Origin of the sequence: Maricaulis parjimensis, from assembly GCF_016817355.1 — a bacterium.
Classification (GTDB): Bacteria; Pseudomonadota; Alphaproteobacteria; order Caulobacterales; family Maricaulaceae; genus Maricaulis; species Maricaulis parjimensis.
Window position 1 is genome coordinate 1 of record NZ_JADOTT010000002.1, and the last position, 19,975, is coordinate 19,975.

The 19,975-nt window shown below is 64.5% G+C and carries 12 protein-coding genes; 8 read left to right on the forward strand and 4 right to left on the reverse strand.

The genetic code is table 11. The features are described from left to right. Window positions 1-104: 104 nt before the first annotated feature. Window positions 105-2,837 carry a M16 family metallopeptidase gene (locus I0K07_RS03665; RefSeq protein ID WP_203291480.1) on the reverse strand — a complete coding sequence of 911 codons (2,733 nt, stop codon included), beginning with the start codon at window positions 2,835-2,837 and terminating at the stop codon, window positions 105-107. Between the two features lie 217 nt (window positions 2,838-3,054). On the opposite strand from I0K07_RS03665, the gene I0K07_RS03670 reads away from it, so the two are divergent. Beyond that, window positions 3,055-3,828 carry an SDR family oxidoreductase gene (locus I0K07_RS03670; RefSeq protein ID WP_238934497.1) on the forward strand — a complete coding sequence of 258 codons (774 nt, stop codon included), beginning with the start codon at window positions 3,055-3,057 and terminating at the stop codon, window positions 3,826-3,828. Here I0K07_RS03670 and I0K07_RS03675 read toward each other — a convergent pair. Next, window positions 3,825-4,397, reverse strand: coding sequence for a TetR/AcrR family transcriptional regulator (locus I0K07_RS03675; protein ID WP_203291481.1), 573 nt, complete (start codon window positions 4,395-4,397; stop codon window positions 3,825-3,827). The genes I0K07_RS03670 and I0K07_RS03675 overlap by 4 nt on opposite strands. Window positions 4,398-4,541: 144 nt before the next feature. Between I0K07_RS03675 and I0K07_RS03680 the strand changes: the two genes are divergently transcribed. The 3 genes from I0K07_RS03680 to I0K07_RS03690 all read left to right on the forward strand — a co-directional run bounded on the left by I0K07_RS03680 (window position 4,542) and on the right by I0K07_RS03690 (window position 10,469). After that, window positions 4,542-5,735 carry an efflux RND transporter periplasmic adaptor subunit gene (locus I0K07_RS03680; RefSeq protein WP_203291482.1) on the forward strand — a complete coding sequence of 398 codons (1,194 nt, stop codon included), beginning with the start codon at window positions 4,542-4,544 and terminating at the stop codon, window positions 5,733-5,735. A gap of 115 nt (window positions 5,736-5,850) precedes the next feature. Beyond that, window positions 5,851-9,048, forward strand: coding sequence for an efflux RND transporter permease subunit (locus I0K07_RS03685; RefSeq protein ID WP_203291483.1), 3,198 nt, complete (start codon window positions 5,851-5,853; stop codon window positions 9,046-9,048). Next, window positions 9,045-10,469 (forward strand): efflux transporter outer membrane subunit, encoded by a 1,425-nt coding sequence (locus I0K07_RS03690; protein WP_238934499.1) that lies wholly within the window; start codon window positions 9,045-9,047, stop codon window positions 10,467-10,469. Before I0K07_RS03685 ends, I0K07_RS03690 begins: the two co-directional genes overlap by 4 nt. Here the strand turns inward: I0K07_RS03690 and I0K07_RS03695 are convergent. Further along, window positions 10,466-10,777, reverse strand: a complete 312-nt coding sequence (locus tag I0K07_RS03695; RefSeq protein WP_203291484.1) for a hypothetical protein — start codon at window positions 10,775-10,777, stop codon at window positions 10,466-10,468. The two genes, I0K07_RS03690 and I0K07_RS03695, sit on opposite strands and share 4 nt — an antisense overlap. A gap of 155 nt (window positions 10,778-10,932) precedes the next feature. Between I0K07_RS03695 and I0K07_RS03700 the strand changes: the two genes are divergently transcribed. The 3 genes from I0K07_RS03700 to I0K07_RS03710 are packed head-to-tail and all read left to right on the forward strand — an operon-like array spanning window position 10,933 to window position 14,317. Then, complete coding sequence (locus tag I0K07_RS03700) at window positions 10,933-12,408, forward strand: efflux RND transporter periplasmic adaptor subunit (RefSeq protein WP_203291485.1); 1,476 nt, start codon at window positions 10,933-10,935, stop codon at window positions 12,406-12,408. Continuing rightward, window positions 12,405-13,085: an ABC transporter ATP-binding protein gene (locus I0K07_RS03705; protein ID WP_238934501.1), complete on the forward strand. Its 681-nt coding sequence runs from the start codon at window positions 12,405-12,407 to the stop codon at window positions 13,083-13,085. Before I0K07_RS03700 ends, I0K07_RS03705 begins: the two co-directional genes overlap by 4 nt. Beyond that, the gene (locus tag I0K07_RS03710) at window positions 13,082-14,317 is read left to right on the forward strand and encodes an ABC transporter permease (RefSeq protein WP_203291486.1); all 1,236 of its coding nucleotides are present in this window, start codon (window positions 13,082-13,084) and stop codon (window positions 14,315-14,317) included. Before I0K07_RS03705 ends, I0K07_RS03710 begins: the two co-directional genes overlap by 4 nt. Here the strand turns inward: I0K07_RS03710 and I0K07_RS03715 are convergent, their stop codons facing one another. Further along, complete coding sequence (locus tag I0K07_RS03715; protein WP_203291487.1) at window positions 14,318-17,779, reverse strand: PAS domain-containing protein; 3,462 nt, start codon at window positions 17,777-17,779, stop codon at window positions 14,318-14,320. It abuts the gene before it with no gap. 272 nt (window positions 17,780-18,051) lie between these two features. Here I0K07_RS03715 and I0K07_RS15945 point away from each other — a divergent pair, with 272 nt between their 5' ends. Further along, complete coding sequence (locus tag I0K07_RS15945) at window positions 18,052-19,911, forward strand: ABC transporter ATP-binding protein (RefSeq protein WP_275297413.1); 1,860 nt, start codon at window positions 18,052-18,054, stop codon at window positions 19,909-19,911. Window positions 19,912-19,975 lie beyond the last annotated feature (64 nt).

Here is a 19,975-nt window from a genome sequence, read left to right on the forward strand (position 1 = left end):
CGCGGCCCCTTCTCCCCGGGGAGAAGGGGGGGCTGGCCTGCATCCCAAAGAAAAAGGGCGCTCCGGCCGGAGCGCCCTTTCTTGTTTCATCCTGTCGCTGAGCCTTACTGGCCCAGGCGGCGGACTTCGATTTCGCCCATGTCGAGTTCGCGGATGCTGTCCTCGATCTGGGCGGCGTCGCCGACGATGAGCCAGACGAGGTTGTCGGTGTTGACGACTTCCTCGGCGGCCTCATGGATCGGGCCGAGTTCCAGGGCGCGATAGCGCTCGGTCAGCGTGGCCGGATAATTCCAGTCACGGCCATAATTATAGCTGGAAACCAGCGAGCCGCGGACGGCGGACGCGGTTTCGAACTGACCGGGCAGGGAGCGCGTGGAATTGTTCACCGACCGCTCCAGCTCGGCTTCGGTCGCCGGGTTGGTGGAGGTGAATTCCGTGAACTCGCGCAGGAGTTCCGACAGGCTGTCGGCGGTGCGGTCGGTCTGGACCGGCGCATAGACGATCCACGGACGCTGGCCGCGGGCACCCCAGAGCAGGGTCTGGGCACCATAGGACCAGCCCTTGTCTTCGCGCAGATTCATGTTGACCCGGGCCGTGAAGGACCCGCCGATGGCGTCATTCATCGCGGAATAGACTTCCGGATTGTCGACATTGCCTTCCGGACCGATCAGGCCGGCCAGGATCAGCGATTGCGGCGAGTTCGGACGGTCCACGATGATCACGCGCGGCTGACCGGAATTGGACGCTTCGCCCATATTCTTCACCGGCAGCGGCGTGGAGGGCGCATCCCAGCGGCGGAAGGCGCGTTCCAGCATCGGCGTGATTTCTTCCAGCGTCGTGTCACCGACGATGAAGAGGGTGGCATTGTCCGGACGCAGCCAGGTCTGCTGGTGGGCGACCAGGGCTTCACGGGTGAAACCGGCGACGGATTCCGGCGTGCCGGACCCCGTGAAGGGCACCGAATAGGCATGGCCTTCGCCATACATTTCCGGCGGCAGGGTGCGCAGGGCAATGGCAATCGGATTGGCCATTTCCTGGCGGATGCCGTTGAGCGTCTGCTCGCGAACGCGCTCGATGTCTTCATCCGCGAAGGTCGGGTCCGTGATCACCGTCGCCATCAGGTTCAGCGAAGGCTGCAGGTTGGAGGCCAGGGCCGACAGGGTCACCGTGGACAGGTCCAGATTGGCCCCCGTCGACAGATTGGCCCCGAGGCTCTCGGCTTCCGCCGAGATTTCCAGCGCATCCATGCGGCCGGCGCCTTCATCCAGCATGTTCATCATGAAGGAGTTCAGGCCCAGCATGCCGCCTTCGGCACTGTCGGCGGCATAGCCGGCATCGAAGACCATCTGCATCTCGACAACCGGAACCGCGTCACGGCGCACGAAGACGATGTCGACGCCATTGGACAGCTCGGCCGTCTGAACGTCCGGCCAGACCAGGTCCGGCGTGGTGTCCACGACGGGCAGGGCGGAACGGTCGGCATCGGTCTCGACCGAGGCGTATTCCCCAAACGGCAGGACATTGATCTGGTGCGAACCCGATGTCAGCCACTCATTCGCCGTCGCTGTCATTTCGTCGGCCGTGGCATTGTTCATGCGCTCCAGATTGGTGCGCCAGAAGCCCGGATCACCGGCATAGAGCTGACCTTCAGCCAAGGCGACAGCCTTGCCGCCAAAGCCGCCGATCTGTTCCAGACCGCGGATCGTGCCGGCATTCATGCGCGTGCGCGCGGCATCCAGCTCGTCCTGGGTCGGACCGTCTTCCAGAAGCTCACCCAGGATTTCGTCGATGCGGGCGCTGGCTGCGGCGACATCCTCGCCCGGGTTCAGCGTCACTTCGATATGGAACTGGCTGGCCAGCTGGTGTTCCTCGACATAGGCCACGGCGCGGGTTGCAACCTGGCGATCGAAGACGAAGTCACGATAGAGGCGCGACGTGCGGCCGCCACCCAGAACGGTGGCGAAGACTTCCAGCTCGGCGCGTTCCTGCGTGATGCGGCCCGGCACGACCCAGGTGCGGTAGATGCGCGGCTGGGGCACGTCGTCATACATCACTTCGGTCGTGTCGTATTCGCGCTCCGGGATCCACTGTTCCATGCGGGAGAGCGGCGGGCCGACCGGGGCGTCACCGAAATAGCGCTCGACCAGCGGGCGGGCTTCCTCGGCATCGATATCACCGGCCAGGACCAGAACGGCGTTGGAGGCGCCGTAATACTGGCGGAACCACTCCTGCACGTCTTCCAGGGACGCGGCCGACAGGTCTTCCATCGAGCCGATCGTGGAGTGGGCATAGGGGTGGCCTTCCGGGAAGAGGGCGGCCAGCTGGGAATACTCGACCATGCCGTAGGGCTGGTTGTCGCCCTGGCGCTTCTCGTTCTGCACCACGCCGCGCTGCTCATCCAGGCGTTCCTGGTCGACGGCGCCGAGCAAATGGGTCATGCGGTCGGATTCCATCCACAGCGCCATTTCCAGGGCCGGGGTGGGCACGGTCTGGAAGTAGTTCGTGCGGTCGAACCAGGTTGTGCCGTTCATGCCGGTCGCACCGACCTGTTCGAAGGGCCCGAAATAATCGTCATTATAGTTTTCCGACCCGTTGAACATCAGGTGTTCGAACAGGTGCGCAAAACCGGTACGGCCGGCCGGCTCATTGGCCGAGCCGACGCCATACCAGATGGACACGGCGACGATCGGCGCCTTGCGATCCTCATGGACGACAACGGTCAGCCCGTTCTCGAGCTGAAAACTCTCATAGGGAATATCGACATCGGGCACTTGCGCTGTCGCCAGGCCGGTAAAGGCCAGCGCAGCGGTGAGCGCCGCGGTAAAGACACGGGTCATTGGTTTCTCCCACCTCGAATGCGTGTGGGCGCAAAGTGCAACGGGCTGGTCGTGGGGGTGAAATTAATTGCCTGTAATGTTCCGTTGGCTGGCGGACCGGAGCCGGGAATCTCCCATATTTGCATTCTGGCGATACGGTCACGAGCATACCCGGGGCTCGACACGCCCTGTGCTCAGGGCTACGCCATAGGCCACACAAAACGGGGAGAAAGACATCATGGAAAACCTGTTCAGCCTGAAAGGCCGCACCGCCCTGATCACCGGCGGGTCGCGCGGGATTGGCGAGATGATCGCCGAGGGCTATCTGCGGGCCGGCGCGAAAGTCTATATCTCCTCGCGCAAGGCGGAGGATTGCTTTGCGACGGCGGAACGCCTGTCGGAATTCGGTGAGTGCATTCCGCTGCCGGAAGATGTCTCCGGGGCCGATGGCGCCAAGCGTCTGGCCGAGAAATTCCTCGCCCAGGAAAGCCAGCTGGACATCCTGGTGAACAATGCCGGGGCCGCCTGGGGTGCGCCGCTGGAAGAGTTTCCGGAAAGCGGCTGGGACAAGGTGATGGATCTCAATGTGAAATCCCCCTTCTTCCTGGCCCAGGCCCTGCTCGGTGCGCTGAAGGCGGCGTCCTCGCCGGACCAGCCGGCCAAGATCATCAATATCGCCTCGATCGACGGTCTGTCGGTCTCGATGATGCAGACCTATTCCTATGCGGCCTCCAAGTCCGGCCTGATCCATCTGACCAAGCGGATGGCGCTGGAACTGGCACCGCAGAATATCATCGTCTCGGCGATCGCACCGGGGGCCTTTGCCTCCAAGATGAACAAGGTGGCCCGGGATCATGCTGATGCGGTGGCGCCGCACATTCCTTCGCGCCGGATCGGGGCACCGGAAGACATGGCCGGTGCCGCCATTTTCCTGGCCTCGCGGGCCGGCGATTATGTCGTGGGGTCCACGCTGACCGTGGATGGCGGCGTGTCGCACACGCGCGGCGGCTAGATTTCCGCGATGGCTTCCTCGACCAGCCGCGTGAGCCGTTCCAGCATGGCTTCGCGCGGCAGGTCGCCGAGGAAGCGGGTCCCGTGAATCTTGCTGGAAATGATCAGTCCCATCAGGGCTGAACCGAACATGCGCGCCCGCAACAGGGCGTCGCGTCCGCCCAGCAGCTCCGCCATGGGTTCGTTATAGCGCTCATGGATCGAGCGGCGGACCATCTCGCCGGCGGTTTCCGATCCGGCGGAATTGAGCAGGACGAGCAGATCGTCCAGCGGTTTGTCGCCGCCATGATTGTCGATCAGATGCTCCGCCGTGCGCCGGGCCAGACCTTCACGTCCGCCCTGGAACAGGTCGGACTTCTTGGCGCTGTCCAGCACCTGGGCGAAGAGTTCTTCCTTGGAGCCGAAATAGCGCGAGATCAGCGCGGAATCGACGCCGGCCTCGGACGCGATCTCGCGGATGCCGACATTGTCATAGCTGTTGTGGGCAAAGCGGTTCCGCGCTGCTTCCAGGATGGCACAGCGCGTCGCTTCGGCATTCCTCGCCCGGGTCGTTGCCGGTTTTGTTTTCATCGACCGAAATCTTTTGTGATTGTTCTTTGTCATCAAGTGTTGACATCCGTGCGGACGAATGTCAAATAAAAGTCATCCGCCGATGACTTAGAGGCCTGAAGGTCCCGTCTCCGGTGCCAGACAGTCAAGTAAGGGCTCCTCCCCATGCCTTATCGCCTCGCCGCTCTGTGCGGCGCTTTTTTTGCGTCTTTTGCCCTGGCCGCCTGCAGCGCAGGCGAGGCCGAGCCGGTCGCGGCCCAGCAGCCCATGCCCAATGTCGAGATTGCGGCGCCCCTGGTGCAGGAGGTCGCCGACTGGGATGAGTTCACCGGCCGGTTTGAATCGCCGCAGCATGTCTCGATCCGGGCGCGGGTGAGTGGGTATCTGGAAACCGTGCATGTGCGCGATGGCCAGACGGTTGAGGCCGGGGATCTGCTCTTCACGCTGGATCGCCGCCCCTATGAGGCGGCCTATGATGCCGCGCGCGGTCGCGCCGCCATGGCGCAGGCCAATGCCCGCCAGGCTCAGGCTGATCTGCAGCGCGCCGAGGAGCTGCGGGGCGTTGATGCCATCTCCCAGGAAAGCCTGGAACAGGCCCAGACCGCGCTGGCCAATGCCCGCGCTTCGCTGGCCACGGCCCAGGCCGATGCCGAAGCGGCCCGGCTGAACCTCGAATTCACCGAGATCCGGGCGCCGATCTCCGGCCAGTTGTCCGCACGGACCAGTGATCCGGGTGATCTGGTCCAGGGCAGCACGGCCCAGGGTGATCCGCTGATCACGATCGTCAGCTCCGACCCGCTCTACTTCCCCTTCTATGCTTCCGAGAGTGTGCTGCTGCGCTACCAGCGCTCCAGCGGCACCGGGGAGGGGGCGCCGGTGGAAGTGCGCCTGCAGGACGAGGCGGACTATTCGCGCTCCGGCGAGATCGTCTTCGTGGACAACCAGATCCAGCCCGGCTCCGGCACCATCCTGATGCGCGCCGAAATCGCCAATCCGGACGGCTTCATCCGGCCCGGCATGATAGGCACGATCCGCGTGCGCGGATCTGACCCCTATGAGGCACTTCTGGTGCCGCGGACCGCGATCCTCTCGGATGCGACGCGCCGTCTGGTCTATGTCGTTGATGCTGAGAACAAGGTCTCCGTCCGGTCCGTGGTGCTGGGACCGACGAGCGACAATCTCCAGGTCGTGCAAAGCGGTCTGAACCGGTCGGACCGCGTCATCATTGCCGGCCTGCAGGGGCTGCGCCCGGGCATGAGCGTGACGACACATTCCGGTTCGATCACCCGCGACGTCCAGCCCGCAGACGTCACTGCGGCCCTCAACCGGCCGGCCGGTACGGCCCGCGTGACGGACTGAAACCCAGAATGCGGCGGTCGGCCCAGCCTGCCCCCGGATCCGATCTGCCGTTGGTCCGGACCCAGCCCTAGGGTCCGGACCCCCTCCCTCGCTACCCGAGAAAAGAGTTCCGCCCATGCGGCTTTCCCACTTCTTCATCGACCGCCCGATCTTTGCCGGCGTGATCGCGATCTTCATCACGCTGATGGGGGTGTTCGCCTACCCGTCCTTGCCGCTGGCCCAGTATCCGGAGATTGCGCCGCCGACCATCCGTGTGGGCGCCAATTATCCGGGCGCCACGGCTGAGGATCTGGCTGAACAGGTCGCCGCTCCGCTGGAGCAGGAGATCAATGGCGTGGAGAACATGCTCTACATGACCTCCTCGGCGACCGCGACGGGACAGGTCAATATCACGGTCACCTTCCAGCCGGGCACGGATCTGGATACGGCCCAGGTCCTGGTGCAGAACCGCGTCAACCGGGCCGAGCCGCGCCTGCCCGCCCAGGTCCGCCAGACCGGTGTGGCGGTGGCCCAGGAATCCTCCGGCTTCCTGCTGATCATCGCGCTGCGCGCCGAGGATGACGCGGTGGACCGCGCCTATCTGGGCAATTACGCAAACTCCGTCCTGCGCGACCAGCTGCTGCGCCTGGAAGGCGTCGGCAATGTGCGGATTTTCGGCAGCGGCAATTACTCCCTGCGGGTCTGGATCGACCCGGAACGCGCCGCCGCCAATGACATGACGGCCAGCGATATCGTCGCGGCCCTGCGCGCCCAGAATATCCAGGCCGCCGGTGGCCGTCTGGGCCAGCCGCCCTTCACCGATGCCGGTGCCGTGCCGTTCGAGATCCCGATCTCGGTCCAGGGCCGTCTGATCGCGGAAGACGAGTTCGAGAATGTCGTGATCAAGCGTGGCGCGGATGGCCAGGTCACCCGGCTCAGCGATGTGGCCCGTGTCGAGATCACCGGTGAAGACTTCTCCGTGAATGGCTATTTTGGTGGCCAGCCCGGTGTCGGCATGGCCATCGTGCAGCAGCCGGGTGCCAATGCGCTGGAAGCTGCGGCCGCCGTGATGGAGGCGATCGAGACCGCGGCGGAAAGCTTCCCGCCGGGTGTCGATTACATCATTCCCTACAACCCATCCGAATTCGTCGAGGAATCCGTGGAGGCCGTCCAGCACACGCTGATCGAGGCCGTCTTCCTGGTCGTTCTCGTCGTGATGATCTTCCTGCAGAACTGGCGGGCGGCCTTCATCCCGATCGTGGCCATTCCGGTGTCCATTGTCGGCGTGTTCGCCATCCAGCTGGCGCTGGGTTTCTCGATCAATTCGCTCTCGCTCTTCGCGCTCGTCCTGGCGGTCGGCATCGTGGTCGATGACGCCATCATCGTGGTGGAGAATGTGGAACGTCTGATGCGGGAGGGTCTGAGCCCGCGCGAGGCGGCCCGGGAATCCATGACGGAAGTGTCCGGCGCCCTGATCGCCATGACGCTCGTCCTGGTCTCGGTCTTCGTGCCGACGGCTTTCATTCCGGGCATTCCGGGGATTTTCTATCGCCAGTTTGCCGTGGCCATCGCCTCGGCCGCGTTGATCTCCCTGATCGTCTCCCTGACCCTGTCACCGGCCCTGTGTGCCCTGATGCTCAAACCGCACAAGGATCATGGCGACGAGACCGGTCCGGCCTGGCTCGCCCCGCTGCGTATCCTGTCCAAGGCCTTCAATGACGCCTTCAACTGGCTATCGACCAAATACTCTCTTCTGGTGGCCCGCCTCCTGCGTGTCGTCGTGATGATGCTGGTGGCCTATGCCGGTCTTCTGGCCGTCACCGGCTGGCGCCTGGCGGAAACGCCGACCGGCTTCATCCCTGATCAGGACCAGGGCACGCTGATCGGTGTGGTCCAGCTGCAGCCCGGCGCCTCCCTGGCGCGGACGGACGCCGTGATGAATGAGGCGATGAATGCGCTGCTCCAGACCGAGGGCGTCGAAACCCTCGTGGCGCTCGCCGGGATGAATGGCGCAACCTTCTCACCGGCCTCCAATGCCGGCCTGATGTTCATCCGCCTGGACAGTTTCGAGGATCGCCGCGGCCATCCGGACCTGACGGCCGAAGCGCTGGCCGGGCGTCTGACCGGTGTCATCAACCAGGCCATTCCGGAGGGCTCGGCCTTCATCATCGCACCGCCGGCCGTCCGTGGCCTGGGTCGCGGGGGTGGTTTCAAGATGATGCTGCAGGCCCGCAACGGGCAAAGCTTTGACGAGCTGCAGCAGGCCGCTTTCGCCATGATGGGAGCCGCGAACCAGGATGGCCGCGTCACCCGCGTCTATTCCACCTTCGACACGACCTCGCCGCGCCTGCGCGTCGATGTCGATCGGGAACGGGCCTTCCAGCTGGGGGTCGCGCCGTCGGAAATCTACGCCACGCTGGGGACCTATCTCGGCTCCACCTATGTGAATGATTTCAACTTCCTGGGCCGGACGGTCCGGGTGACGGCCCAGGCCGATGCGCCCTTCCGGGACGAAGCGGCTGATGTCGGCCAGCTCCAGGTGCGCTCCAGCTCCGGCGAAATGGTGCCGCTCTCGGCTCTGGCCCGGATCATTGACGATACCGGTCCGGTCCGTGTGGTCCGTCACAATCTCTTCCCCTCCATCGAGCTTCAGGGCCAGGCCGCGCCGGGCGTGTCCTCGAATGAAGCGCTGGTGGCGATGGAAGAGATCGCGGCACGCGTCCTGCCCGAAGGCGTCGGCTATGAATGGACCGAGATCGCCTATCAGCAGAAGGCGGCGGGCAATTCCGGATTGTTGATCTTCGTCTTCGCCGTGGTCTTCGTCTTCCTGGTCCTGGCAGCCCAGTATGAAGCCTTCACCCTGCCCTGGGCGGTGATCTTCATCGTGCCCATGTGCGTGCTCGCGGCGATGATCGGCATCAATCTGGCGGGCATGGAGAATAATATCCTCACCCAGGTCGGTCTGGTCGTTCTGATCGCCCTGGCGGCCAAGAATGCCATCCTCCTGGTCGAGTTCTCCAAACAGGCCGAGGAGAAACAGGGGCTGACACCGACCCGGGCCGCCGTGGAAGGTGCGCGCATCCGCCTGCGTCCGATCCTGATGACCTCCTTCGCCTTCATCTTCGGCGTCATGCCGCTGGCCTTCGCCCATGGCGCGGGTGCGGAGATGCGCCAGGCGATCGGTATTGCGGTCTTCTCCGGCATGATCGGGGTGACCCTGTTCGGTCTTCTCTTCACCCCGGTCTTCTATGTGATCGGCCGTTTCATCTCCCGCCTCTTGCCCAAGGGCCCCGCTCCGGAAGGTTCGGACGGATCGCAAGGAGACCAAGCATGACCCGTGCGATGAAAACCCTGCTGCCCCTCCTGCTGGGGGCATCGGCCCTGACCGCCTGCGCCAGTCTGCAGCCGGCACCGGCCAATCCGTCCCGACTGGCGGACCTGTCCGGCGAAGCCCTGCTGGCCACCCAGGCCGGCGAGCTGACGGATGCGGCGCCCGAGGCGGTCTGGTGGCAGCTTTATGAAAGCGCCGCCATCAACCAGCTGGTCAGCGATGCCCTGGCGTCCAACCCCTCCCTCGCCGAAGCCCGCGCCAGCCTGGAACAGGCCCGTGCCGGACTGGGCGAAGCACGCTCCGCGCTGCTGCCACAGACCAGTGTGTCGGGCTCCGGAGGCTATGTGCGGCGCCCCTCCACGACGGGCGGTGACCCGGTGGAGAGCGATGCCTATTCCGCCGGTCTGGATGTCAGTTATGAGCTGGATTTCTTCGGCCGTGTCCGGGGCAGCGTCGGTGCCGCCCGCGAAAGCGTGCTGGAGGCCGAAGCGGCGCGCGATGCGGCCCATATCCTGGTGATCGCCAATACGGTGCGCGCCTGGACGGATTACTGCGCCAGTGCCGCCCTGCTGGATGTGGCCTCGCAGAATGTCGAAATTGCCCGCCAGTCCTATCAGCTCACCGAGCGCCTCTATGAGGCCGGACGGGGCTTGCGGCTGGATGTGGTCCAGGCGCAGTCGGCTCTGGAAACAGCGTCTGCCGAATTGCCCAGCCTGCAGGCCGCCCAGGCCTCGGCCTTCTTCCGCCTGGGCACGCTGACCGGCCGGACCCCGGTCGAGATGCGCAGCGCCATTCCGGCCTGTGACGGTATCCCGGTGCTCACCCGGCCAATCGCAGCCGGTGATGCCGGCAGTCTGATCGCCCGGCGTCCCGATGTCCGCCAGGCGGAACACGCCCTGGCCGGTGCTGCCGCCCGCGTTGATATCGCCACGGCGGGTCTCTATCCCAGCGTCGTGCTGGGCGGGTCCGTTTCCTCCAGTGCCCTGGATATCGGCGATCTGGGCGATAGTGACGGCCTTACCCTTTCCCTGGGCCCGGTGCTGTCCTGGTCCTTCCCGAACCTGTCCGCCTCCCGCGCCCGTCTGGCTGCGGCTGAAGCGGGGGCTGATGCCGCCCTGGCCCGGTTCGACCGGACCGTGCTGACCGCCTTGCAGGAGACAGAAACCGCGCTGGCGGCCTTCGTGTCCGAGCGTGAGCGCCTGCACTCGCTCGAGGTCGCCCGCAATGCGGCACAGGAAGCGGCCGAACTGGCGCGGGTGCGCTATCGCGCCGGGGCTGACAGTTTTGTGGTCGTGCTGGACGCCGAGCGGACACTGGCGAATGCCGAAACCGCGCTGGTCCGGTCGCAGGCGGCGGTCGCCAGTGCCCAGGTCGATATTTTCCTGGCGCTCGGTGGCGGCTGGCCTGGCAATGAGGTCGGCTAGCCGGACGGGATGAGGCTGACCAGGTTGAGGATGATGGCGGCGTTGAACAGCAGGCCGGCCAGGCTCATGGCGGCTGCGATGGCGGCGACCATTGCCAGCATCAGGGCCCGCACCGGTATCATCGCGGCGGCATGGAGTTTCTCCCGGGCCGACCAGCGTGGGCGTGTCATCCGCTCCACCAGATCGCGGAAACCGCCGCGCCACAAGGCAACCGTGATCAACAGCCAGATCGCCACGCCGGCAATCGGGGACGCCTTGAGGGCGAGGCCCATGCCGGGCACGTCCAAAAGGGCTCGAAAATCTTCCACGCTGTACTCTCTGACCGATCTGATGGGATTGCATAGCCTTTCCACCATCAGCGCGCTACATCCCTCGATGTGCCGCAGGAGCGACGGAATTGTCCGTGTGCTGCGTTGGCAGAGAGCGATACGGATTGCGGGGGCATCCGCTGAAGGGGTTAGGCATGCTTGAAAACAAGCGTTTATGGGCTGCGGTTGCGGCCGTGATTGTGCTGCTGGCGGCTGGCTGGTGGATGTTCGGCCGGTCCGGCGGTGACAGTGGTGAGATCGTCATCGAGACGGAAGCCGCTGCGACGGGCGATGTCCGGCGCATCGTGGCCGCTTCCGGTGCCGTGCGTGCGCTTGTCACGGTGGAGGTCGGGTCGCAATTGTCCGGCCAGATCGCCGAGCTGATGGCCGATTACAATGACACGGTGGAAGCCGGACAGGTCATTGCCCGCCTTGATCCCCAGACATTTGAAACCCGGGTTCGCGAAGCCGAGGCCTCGCGGGCCACGGCCGCCGCCAGTCTGGAGCTGCAGCAGGCCTCGCTTGCCCGCGTCCAGGCCAATCTGCGCGAGGCGCAGCTGGAATATGACCGCATGGTCACCCTGCATGACCGCGGCACTGTGGCCCAATCGGCCCTGGATACCGCCGAAACCACGCTCGCCGCTGCCCAGGCGGAACTGGGTGTGGCCCGCGCGCAGATTACCAATGCCCGCGCCGTCCTGGCCCAGCGCGATGCGACCCTGGAAGGCGCCCGCATCGACCTGGAACGCACCACGATCCGCGCGCCGATCAATGGCGTGGTCGTCGATCGCGCCGTGGATGTGGGCCAGACCGTGGCCGCCAGCCTGTCGGCCCCGGTCCTGTTCACCATCGCCCAGGATCTCGGCCAGGTTCAGATCGATGCCCAGGTGGATGAAGCCGATATCGGCCAGATCCGTCAGGGCCAGGCCGTGCGCTTCACGGTGGATGCGCATCCGGATACCGAACTGACCGGTCAGGTTGAACAGATCCGCCTCGCACCGCAGACGCTGAACAATGTCGTCACCTATACGGTGGTCGTCTCGGCCGCCAATCCGGGCCAGCGTCTCCTGCCGGGCATGACGGCCAATATGGACATCATCACGGGCGAGCGCTCCGGCGTTCTCACCGTGGGCAATGGCGCGCTGCGCTTCCGCCCGTCTCCGGCGCTGGAAAGCCGGGCCCGTCCGCTGCAGGCCCCGACGCCGGGCGGCGGACAGCGCGGCGGACCGCCCCAGGGCGGTGGCCAGAACCCGATGGCCCGCATGGCCGAGGAATTGGGGATGAGCGAGAGCCAGCAGGAACAGGCGCGCAGCGTCTTCATGCAGGCGATGGGCCGTGCCCGGGCCGCCGCTCAGGCGGGCGGTGAGTTCGACCGCGACGGTCTGCAGGCGGAGATCGCCCGTGGCATGGAAGCCATCCTCGATGCCGACCAGCTGACCCGCTATCGCGAGATGATGCGTGAAATGCGGGATACCCGGGCGGCCACGCTCTGGGTGGAGATGGCGGACGGTACGCTGGAAGAACGCCGTGTGCGCCTGGGCATTTCCGACAGTCAGACGACCGAAGTGGTCGGCGGTGATCTGGAAGTCGGCGAGGCCGTGGTGACGCGGGCCCGTGAGGTTCGCGAATGAGCGGACTGATCGAATGCCGTGACCTGGTCAAGACCTATACGATGGGCGACCAGACCGTGCGCGCGCTGGACGGGGTCAGCCTCGACATCGCGCCCGGCGATTACGTCGCCATCATGGGCGCGTCAGGGTCGGGCAAGTCGACCCTGATGAACCTCATGGGCGCGCTGGACCGGCCCACCTCCGGTTCCCTGCGCATTGCCGGTGAGGAGCTGGCAGGTCTGGATGCCGACCGGTTGGCGGCCTTCCGCAATCGCACGATCGGGTTCGTCTTCCAGCAATTCAATCTCCTGCCGCGAACCTCGGCGCTGGAGAATGCGGCCCTGCCGCTGGTCTATGCTGGCGTGGCGCCCGCGGAGCGCCGGCAGCGGGCTCTGGCCCGTCTGGAACAGGTCGGGCTGGGAGAGCGCACCGATCACCATCCTTCGCAATTGTCCGGCGGTCAGCAGCAGCGCGTGGCGATTGCCCGGGCGCTGGTGAATGATCCGAAAATCCTGCTCGCCGACGAGCCGACCGGGGCGCTGGACAGCCAGACCTCCGACGACATCATGGGGATTTTCGACACGCTGAACCGCGAGGGCATCACGATTATCCTCGTGACACACGAACAGGAGGTGGCCGATCATGCCCGCCGCCAGATCGTGTTCCGTGACGGCCAGATCCTGGAGGACCGGTCATGAACCTTCTATCCTCGCTGCGCGTCGCGCTGATTGCGCTTCGGGTCAATGCCCTGCGCAGCGCGCTGGCCATGCTGGGCGTGATCATCGGGGTGGCGTCGGTGATCGTCCTCGTCTCCATCAGTGAAGGCACCAAGCGTGCGGTCGAGGAACAGATCGCCAGTTTCGGGGCCAATCTCCTGATCATTCGTCCGGGCTCGTCCATGTTCGGTGGCCGCCGCGGCGGGGCCGGCACGGCCGATCCGCTCACCGACGGGGATGTTCAGGCGATCCGCAATGAAATTGCCGGTCTGGCCGGGGTGTCCGGAGAGGTGAGCTCTGCCTCGACCGTCGTATTCGGTGGTGTGAACTGGTCGACCCGGATCCAGGGCGTGAACCCGGACTATTTCTCCGCACGCGGCTGGACCATCGCCGATGGGCGGGCCTTTTCCGGTGCCGAGGAAACCTCAGGCCGCCGCTATGCGCTGGTCGGACAGACCATCATCACGGAACTCTTTGACGGGGCCGACCCGCTAGGGCAGTCGATCCGGATCGGGGGGCAGCCCTTCGAGGTGATCGGCACGCTGGCCCGCAAGGGCGAGACCTCCTGGGGACAGGACCAGGATGATGTGATTTTTGCGCCCCTGAATACGGTCAGGCAGCGCTTCGGAGCTGGTATCCAGGTGACGCGCCGTGATGCCGTGCAGACCGTCTATGCGGACATTGCACCGGGCGAATCCACCAGCCGGGTGATTGCCGACATCCAGGACCTGCTGCGGATACGGCGAGAGATCGCGCCGGGCGCCGAGGATGATTTCAATGTCGGATCGCTGGCCGAATTCATCCGCGCGCGCAATGAGACGGAAAGCCAGCTGGGCCTGCTATTGGCGGTCGGGGCGGGCATTGTCCTGCTCGTGGGCGGGATCGGCATCATGAATATCATGCTGGTCTCGGTGACCGAACGGACCCGGGAGATCGGGCTGCGCCTGGCCGTCGGTGCAAAACGGCGCGATGTGCGCAATCAATTCCTGATCGAAAGCATCGTGCTGTGCCTGATCGGCGGTCTGGCCGGCCTGGTTGCCGGTGTCGGGGGCACGCTGGTCTATGCGGAAGTGGGTCAGCTGGAGATCGTGATCGATCCGATGATTGTCGGTATCGCGATCGGGGCCTCGGCCATGGTCGGCGTGTTCTTCGGCCTCTATCCGGCGCACCGTGCCTCGCGTCTGGACCCGATCGAGGCCCTGCGCTTCGAATAGCTATTTGGCGGGCTCTTCGTGAAGCGCGTCCGGGGCGGGCTGGGGCAGTTTGCCCGGAAGCAGAACGGAGAAGGTCGAACCGCGGCCTTCTTCGCTCTCAACCCAGATCTTGCCATTATGCCGCTCGACGGCCTGGCGAACGATGGCCAGGCCGATCCCGGTTCCCTTGTAGGCGTCGCGTGAATGCAGACGCTGGAAAGGCGCGAAGATCTTCTCGGCGAATTTCACGTCCAGGCCGATCCCGTTGTCCTGCACAGAGACCACCCATCCGGACGTGTCCGGGTGGGCAGACACAATGATCTCGGGCGTGGCTTCACCCCGGTATTTCACGGCATTGGATATCAGGTTCTGGAGAATCTGGGCCAGCAAGGTCGGGTCGGCCTGAACAATCGGCATGTCGCCAATCGTGATCTGCGCGCCGCTTTCACTGATTGCGGCGTCGAGATTGGCCAGCACGTCGTCCAGGCATTGGCGCACATCGACCGGCTGGGGTTTGATTTCCAGGCTGGCCAGCCGTGAATAGGCGAGCAGGTCGTCGATCAGGCGCTGCATGCGGTGGGCCGCGTCGACCAGGAATTCCAGATTGCGGATGCCGTCCGCATCGAGTTTTTCCGCATAGCGTCTTTGCAGCAGGCTGGAGAAGGCCGCGATCTTGCGCAGCGGTTCCTGCAAGTCGTGGGAGGCGACGGTGGCAAACCGGTCCAGCTCACGATTGGTCCTGGCCAGGTCCTCATTCGCCTTGTGCAGGGCGGACACGTCGGTGATCACGGCATAGGAGCGCAGCGGATCGCCATTCTCGTCCCGCTCCAGGAAGGAGGAGAGCAGGCCCCGCATGACGCTGCCATCCTTGCGGAGCATGCCGTAGGAGAGATTGGTGTTGTAGCCATGCTCGAACAGGAAGGGGAGGTTCTCCTCGATCGCCTGAGCGCGAGATTTTTCATCCAGGAAGTCGACGGATTTCCGGCCGATCACTTCATGGCGCTGATAGCCCAGCTGGGCCAGCCAGTAATCGGAGACTTCGACGATATATCCGTCCTTGTCGATCGTGTGCATCATGGCCGGAGAGGCACGGTAAATCCGCTCGAAGCGTTCGCGCTTTTCCTCGAGTTCGATCTCCACGCGCCGGGCGGCATCGATATTCCAGACAACGCCACTTCCGGCCGTGGGGCGGCCGTTTTCATCGGTTTCCACGACCTTGCCGGTGACCTTGTACCAATACCATTTGCCGTCGGGATGATGCAGCCGGTATTCGGCATCCAGCCGTGCGGTTTTGCCGGCCATCACGTCTTCATACATCTGGCCCAGGCCGGGCAGGTCCTCGGGATGGATGAGGTCTGTCCAGCTCTGCTGCGGGAATTCGATCTGGGTGCCGGAACCGGTCAGGGCCGCCACGACGGAACCGCTGAGCGTGATCCTGTTCTTGTTGTAGTCGTAGCGCCAAGTGCCCAGGGCGGCGGCGTCAACAGCTTCGGAAATTTGCTGGTCACGTTCGGCCAGGCGTTTCTCCGCTTCGATCCGGTCGCTGGCATTGGTGATGAAGCCGGTCGCCTTCAGGGCCTTGCCGGACTCCGCGCGCTCGGACACGCGTCCGCGATTGTGGACGTGGATCCAGCCATCCTTCTCCGACCGGTAGCGCACAATGTAATCCACCGTGTCACTGCTGCCGTCGATCAGGGCATCCAGACCCTCATTGCAGATTTTGCGGTCTTCCGGATGGACCCGTTCCAGCCAGTCATCATAGCTGATCCGGGCATCGGAAGCCGGCAGGCCCACCATTTCCGATATGACGGCGGTGATTTCGGCGATCCGCTGGCGCAGATCGAGCCGCCAGGCCCCTTCATTGGCGGCCCGCAGGGCGTCGCGCAGGCGGGACTCGCTCTGGCGTAGCGCTTCAGAGAGCCGGTGTTCCTCGGAAATATTGGTGATCACGCCGGTCAGGCGCTTGGGGTGGCCATTCGCTGTCCACTCCACGATGCGCCCCTGGGAGCGGAGCCAAACCTCGCTGCCATCGGCGGAAATCATCGGAAACTCACCGAACATCCCGCCCAGGATCTCCTGGGGAGAATTGCGCGTGGCGTTTTTCAGGGCTTGGTGGCGCTCGAACACCCGATCCTTGTCGTAATTGGGCGCATTCTTCATCCAGTCGTCGAAGCTGAGCTCCGCGTCCAGTTCGCCCAGCCCCAGCAGGGGTACGACGAAGCCTGACACACGCAGCATGCCGGACTGGACATCCCAGTTCCAGGTGCCGGCATTGGCGGAATCCACCGCCTCGCGCAGCACGACTTCACTTTCCGCGATGGCGGCTTCCATCTCCTTGCGTTCGGTGACGTCGGTCAGGACCCCGGCAACCACGGCTTCATTGTTGCTTGACCGCGTCATCCGGCCCCGCGAGCGCAGCCACACCCATTCATTCGTCCGGATGTCTTGAAAGCGGTATTCCAGGTCCATGGCCGTTTCATCGCCGGCCACGAGGTCACGAATCCGCTGGGAGACGGCTTCGCGCTCATCCGGATGTGTGCGCTCGGTCCAGCGCTCCGCTGCAATGGCGACTTCGTCGTCTTCCAGACCCAGCATGTCGCGGATTTCGCCGAAGGGTGTGATCTGCCGTGTGCTGGGCCGGAATTCCCAGACCCCGCAGGAACCGGCCTCGATGGCATTGGCGAGCTGGCGTTCCCGTTCGGCGAGTTTTTCTTCCAGCGCCTGGCGTTCGGTGACATCGGAAACCACGCCGGAAATGCGCTGCGATGTGCCGTCCCGCATGAATTCGGTGACCCGGCCGCGCATGTGCAGCCAGCGCCAGACCCCGTCGGCCCGCTTGGCGCGGAAGATCTGGTCCAGGGCTTCGGTCGGGTGTTTGCGCAGGCGCTGGATCGCCTCGTCGACCGTGTCCCGCATATTCGGCGCGATCACGCCCAGCCAGCGGTCCAGGCTGATCGTGGCGTCCGTGGTCGCGATGCCGAGAAACTCGTTGATGAAGCCGCGTGTCGAGCCGAGCCCGGTGACCAGGTTGAGGGAGAAGGCCCCCTCATTGGCCGAGGCCAGGGCGGCGCGCAGCTGGATGTCACTGGCCTCCAGCTTGGCCTTCAATGTCAGTTCGGCGGACACATCCCGGATGATCAGCATCACGTCCGGCGCGTTGACGGGATCCTCCGCCTCGACCCGGACAGCGACGGTTTCGCCATCGAACACCCGGCCGCCCAGACTGCGATAGCGGGCATTGAAGGTATTTTCGATCCGGTCATGGTGGAGGCCGAAGCCCCGTTCCGCCTGCTGGTCGAAATCGCGGGGATAGGCGAACAGGATCTGCGCCGTCTTGCCGGTCATCTCGGTCAGGGCCGGTCCGAACAAGCGCTGGGCGGCGGGATTGCAGGAGCGCAGGCAGAGCGCATCATCCAGCAGGATCACGGCGTTCGGCGTGCTTTGATAGAGCGCGCGCAGACGGTCGTCGGTTCGCCGGGTCACTGTACCCCCCGGGAGAATGTCCGCCGGATGTTCAATCCCATGTTTTTGCGGTCCGACTGGTGAATGACGCCATTTTGCATCAAGCGCATCCGGTTGGAAAAGAATTCTCGTCGCATACTGCAATTATTTGATTTGCCGGGAAAGCTGCCCGCTGGTTCGCCCATTGCCGCAAGCAGGAAGCCGGTCCGGATGCGTCAGGCCTGAAGCGAAGGCTGGTCAAGGCGGAATCCGCCGATATGCTCTGCCCTTCGCCAGGGGTGAGGAGTAGTGAATTGACGACAACCGGTGCCGCTTCGAGCGATCAGGGCCCGATCCTCCAGGTTTCAGACTTGGCGGTGAATTTCAGCACACCCGATGGTGTCGTGAATGCTGTGAAGGGCGTGTCCCTGGAGATCAGCGCGGGCGAATGCCTGGCTGTTGTGGGTGAATCCGGTTCCGGCAAGAGCCAGACCTTCCTGGCGGCCATGGGCCTGCTGGCGTCCAACGGCAAGGCGGAGGGCTCGATCAAGTATCGCGGCCAGGAAATCCTCGGCCTCTCGCCCAAAAAGCTCAACACGGTGCGCGGCCGGAAGATGACGATGATCTTCCAGGATCCGCTGACCTCGCTGACCCCGCACATGCGGATCGGCGCCCAGATGGAAGAAGTCCTGGGCATCCACATGAAGCTCAAGGGCAAGGCGGCCGAGCAGCGCGCCCTGGAATGGCTCAACCGTGTACGCATTCCCGAAGCCGCGCGCCGTCTCAACCAATTCCCGCACGAATTGTCCGGCGGCATGCGCCAGCGCGTCATGATCGCCATGTCCATGCTGTGCGAGCCCGACCTGCTGATCTGCGACGAGCCGACCACGGCGCTGGATGTGACCGTGCAGGCGGAAGTCCTGGACATCATGGACGAGCTGAAGCGCGAGACCGGTGCGGCGCTGGCCCTGATCACCCATGATATGGGCGTGGTCGCCCGCATGGCGGACCGGGCCCAGGTGATGAAGAATGGCGTCTATGTCGAGGGCGGCAAGATCGAGGATATCTTCACCGCACCCAAGGACGATTATACCCGCATGCTGCTGGACGCGATGCCGCGCCTGGACCAGCCGGACCGTCCGGGTCACACCCCGCTGCAGCCCGTGCCGGACGCCGAGACCGCTGATCCGCTGCTCAAGGTCGAGGATGTGAAAGTCCAGTTCCCGATCCGGGTCTCCGGCGGGTTCAAGCCGCAATTCAAGACGCTGCGGGCCGTTGACGGGATCAGCTTTGATCTCAAGCCCGGCGAGACGCTGGGCGTGGTGGGGGAGTCCGGCTGTGGCAAATCCACCCTGGCCCGCGCCGTTCTGCGTCTCGTGCCGGCTGCTGCGGGAACCGTGTCCTGGATCGGCAAGGACCTGCTGGGCATGAAGTCGAACGAGCTGCGCAAATCCCGCGAGGATTTGCAGATCGTATTCCAGGACCCGCTGGCCTCGCTCAATCCGCGCATGACTATCGGGGCCTCGATCGAGGAACCCATGCTGACCTTCCGCAAGTCGATGAAGAAGAAGGAACGCACCGAAGCGGTCCGCTCGATGATGGAAAAGGTCGGCCTCGACCCGAACATGATCAACCGCTATCCGCACGAACTCTCCGGTGGTCAGAACCAGCGTGTCGGCATTGCCCGCGCGATGATCCTGAACCCCAAACTCGTGATCTGCGACGAGGCGGTTTCGGCCCTCGACGTGTCGATCCAGGCCCAGATCGTGCGCCTGCTGATCGAGCTCCAGCAAGAGCTGGACCTGTCCATGATCTTCATTTCCCACGACCTCTCGGTCGTGCGGGAAATCTCACACCGCGTGATGGTGCTCTATCTTGGCCGCGTGGTGGAAATGGCTGATCGCGACCAGATCTATGAAGACGCCCGCCACCCCTATACCAAGGCGCTGATTTCTGCCGTGCCGGTGCCGGATCCCGCCATCGAGAAGGCCAAGGTCCGCATCAAGCTGGACGGGGAATTGCCCTCGCCGATGGATACGCGAGCCCAGCTGCGCTTCATGAAGTCCAAACTGGTCGATGATCCGGACGCCGAGCAATACCGGCCCGAGCTGATCGAGGTGGAGACCGGCCACTGGGTGGCCGAGCATGACCCGGTCGCTGAAGACGCGGCCTGAGGTAACGCAGTCCTTTCCGCTAATTTACTCGACACATGGCCATGCCCCGCTAGGTTCCAATGGG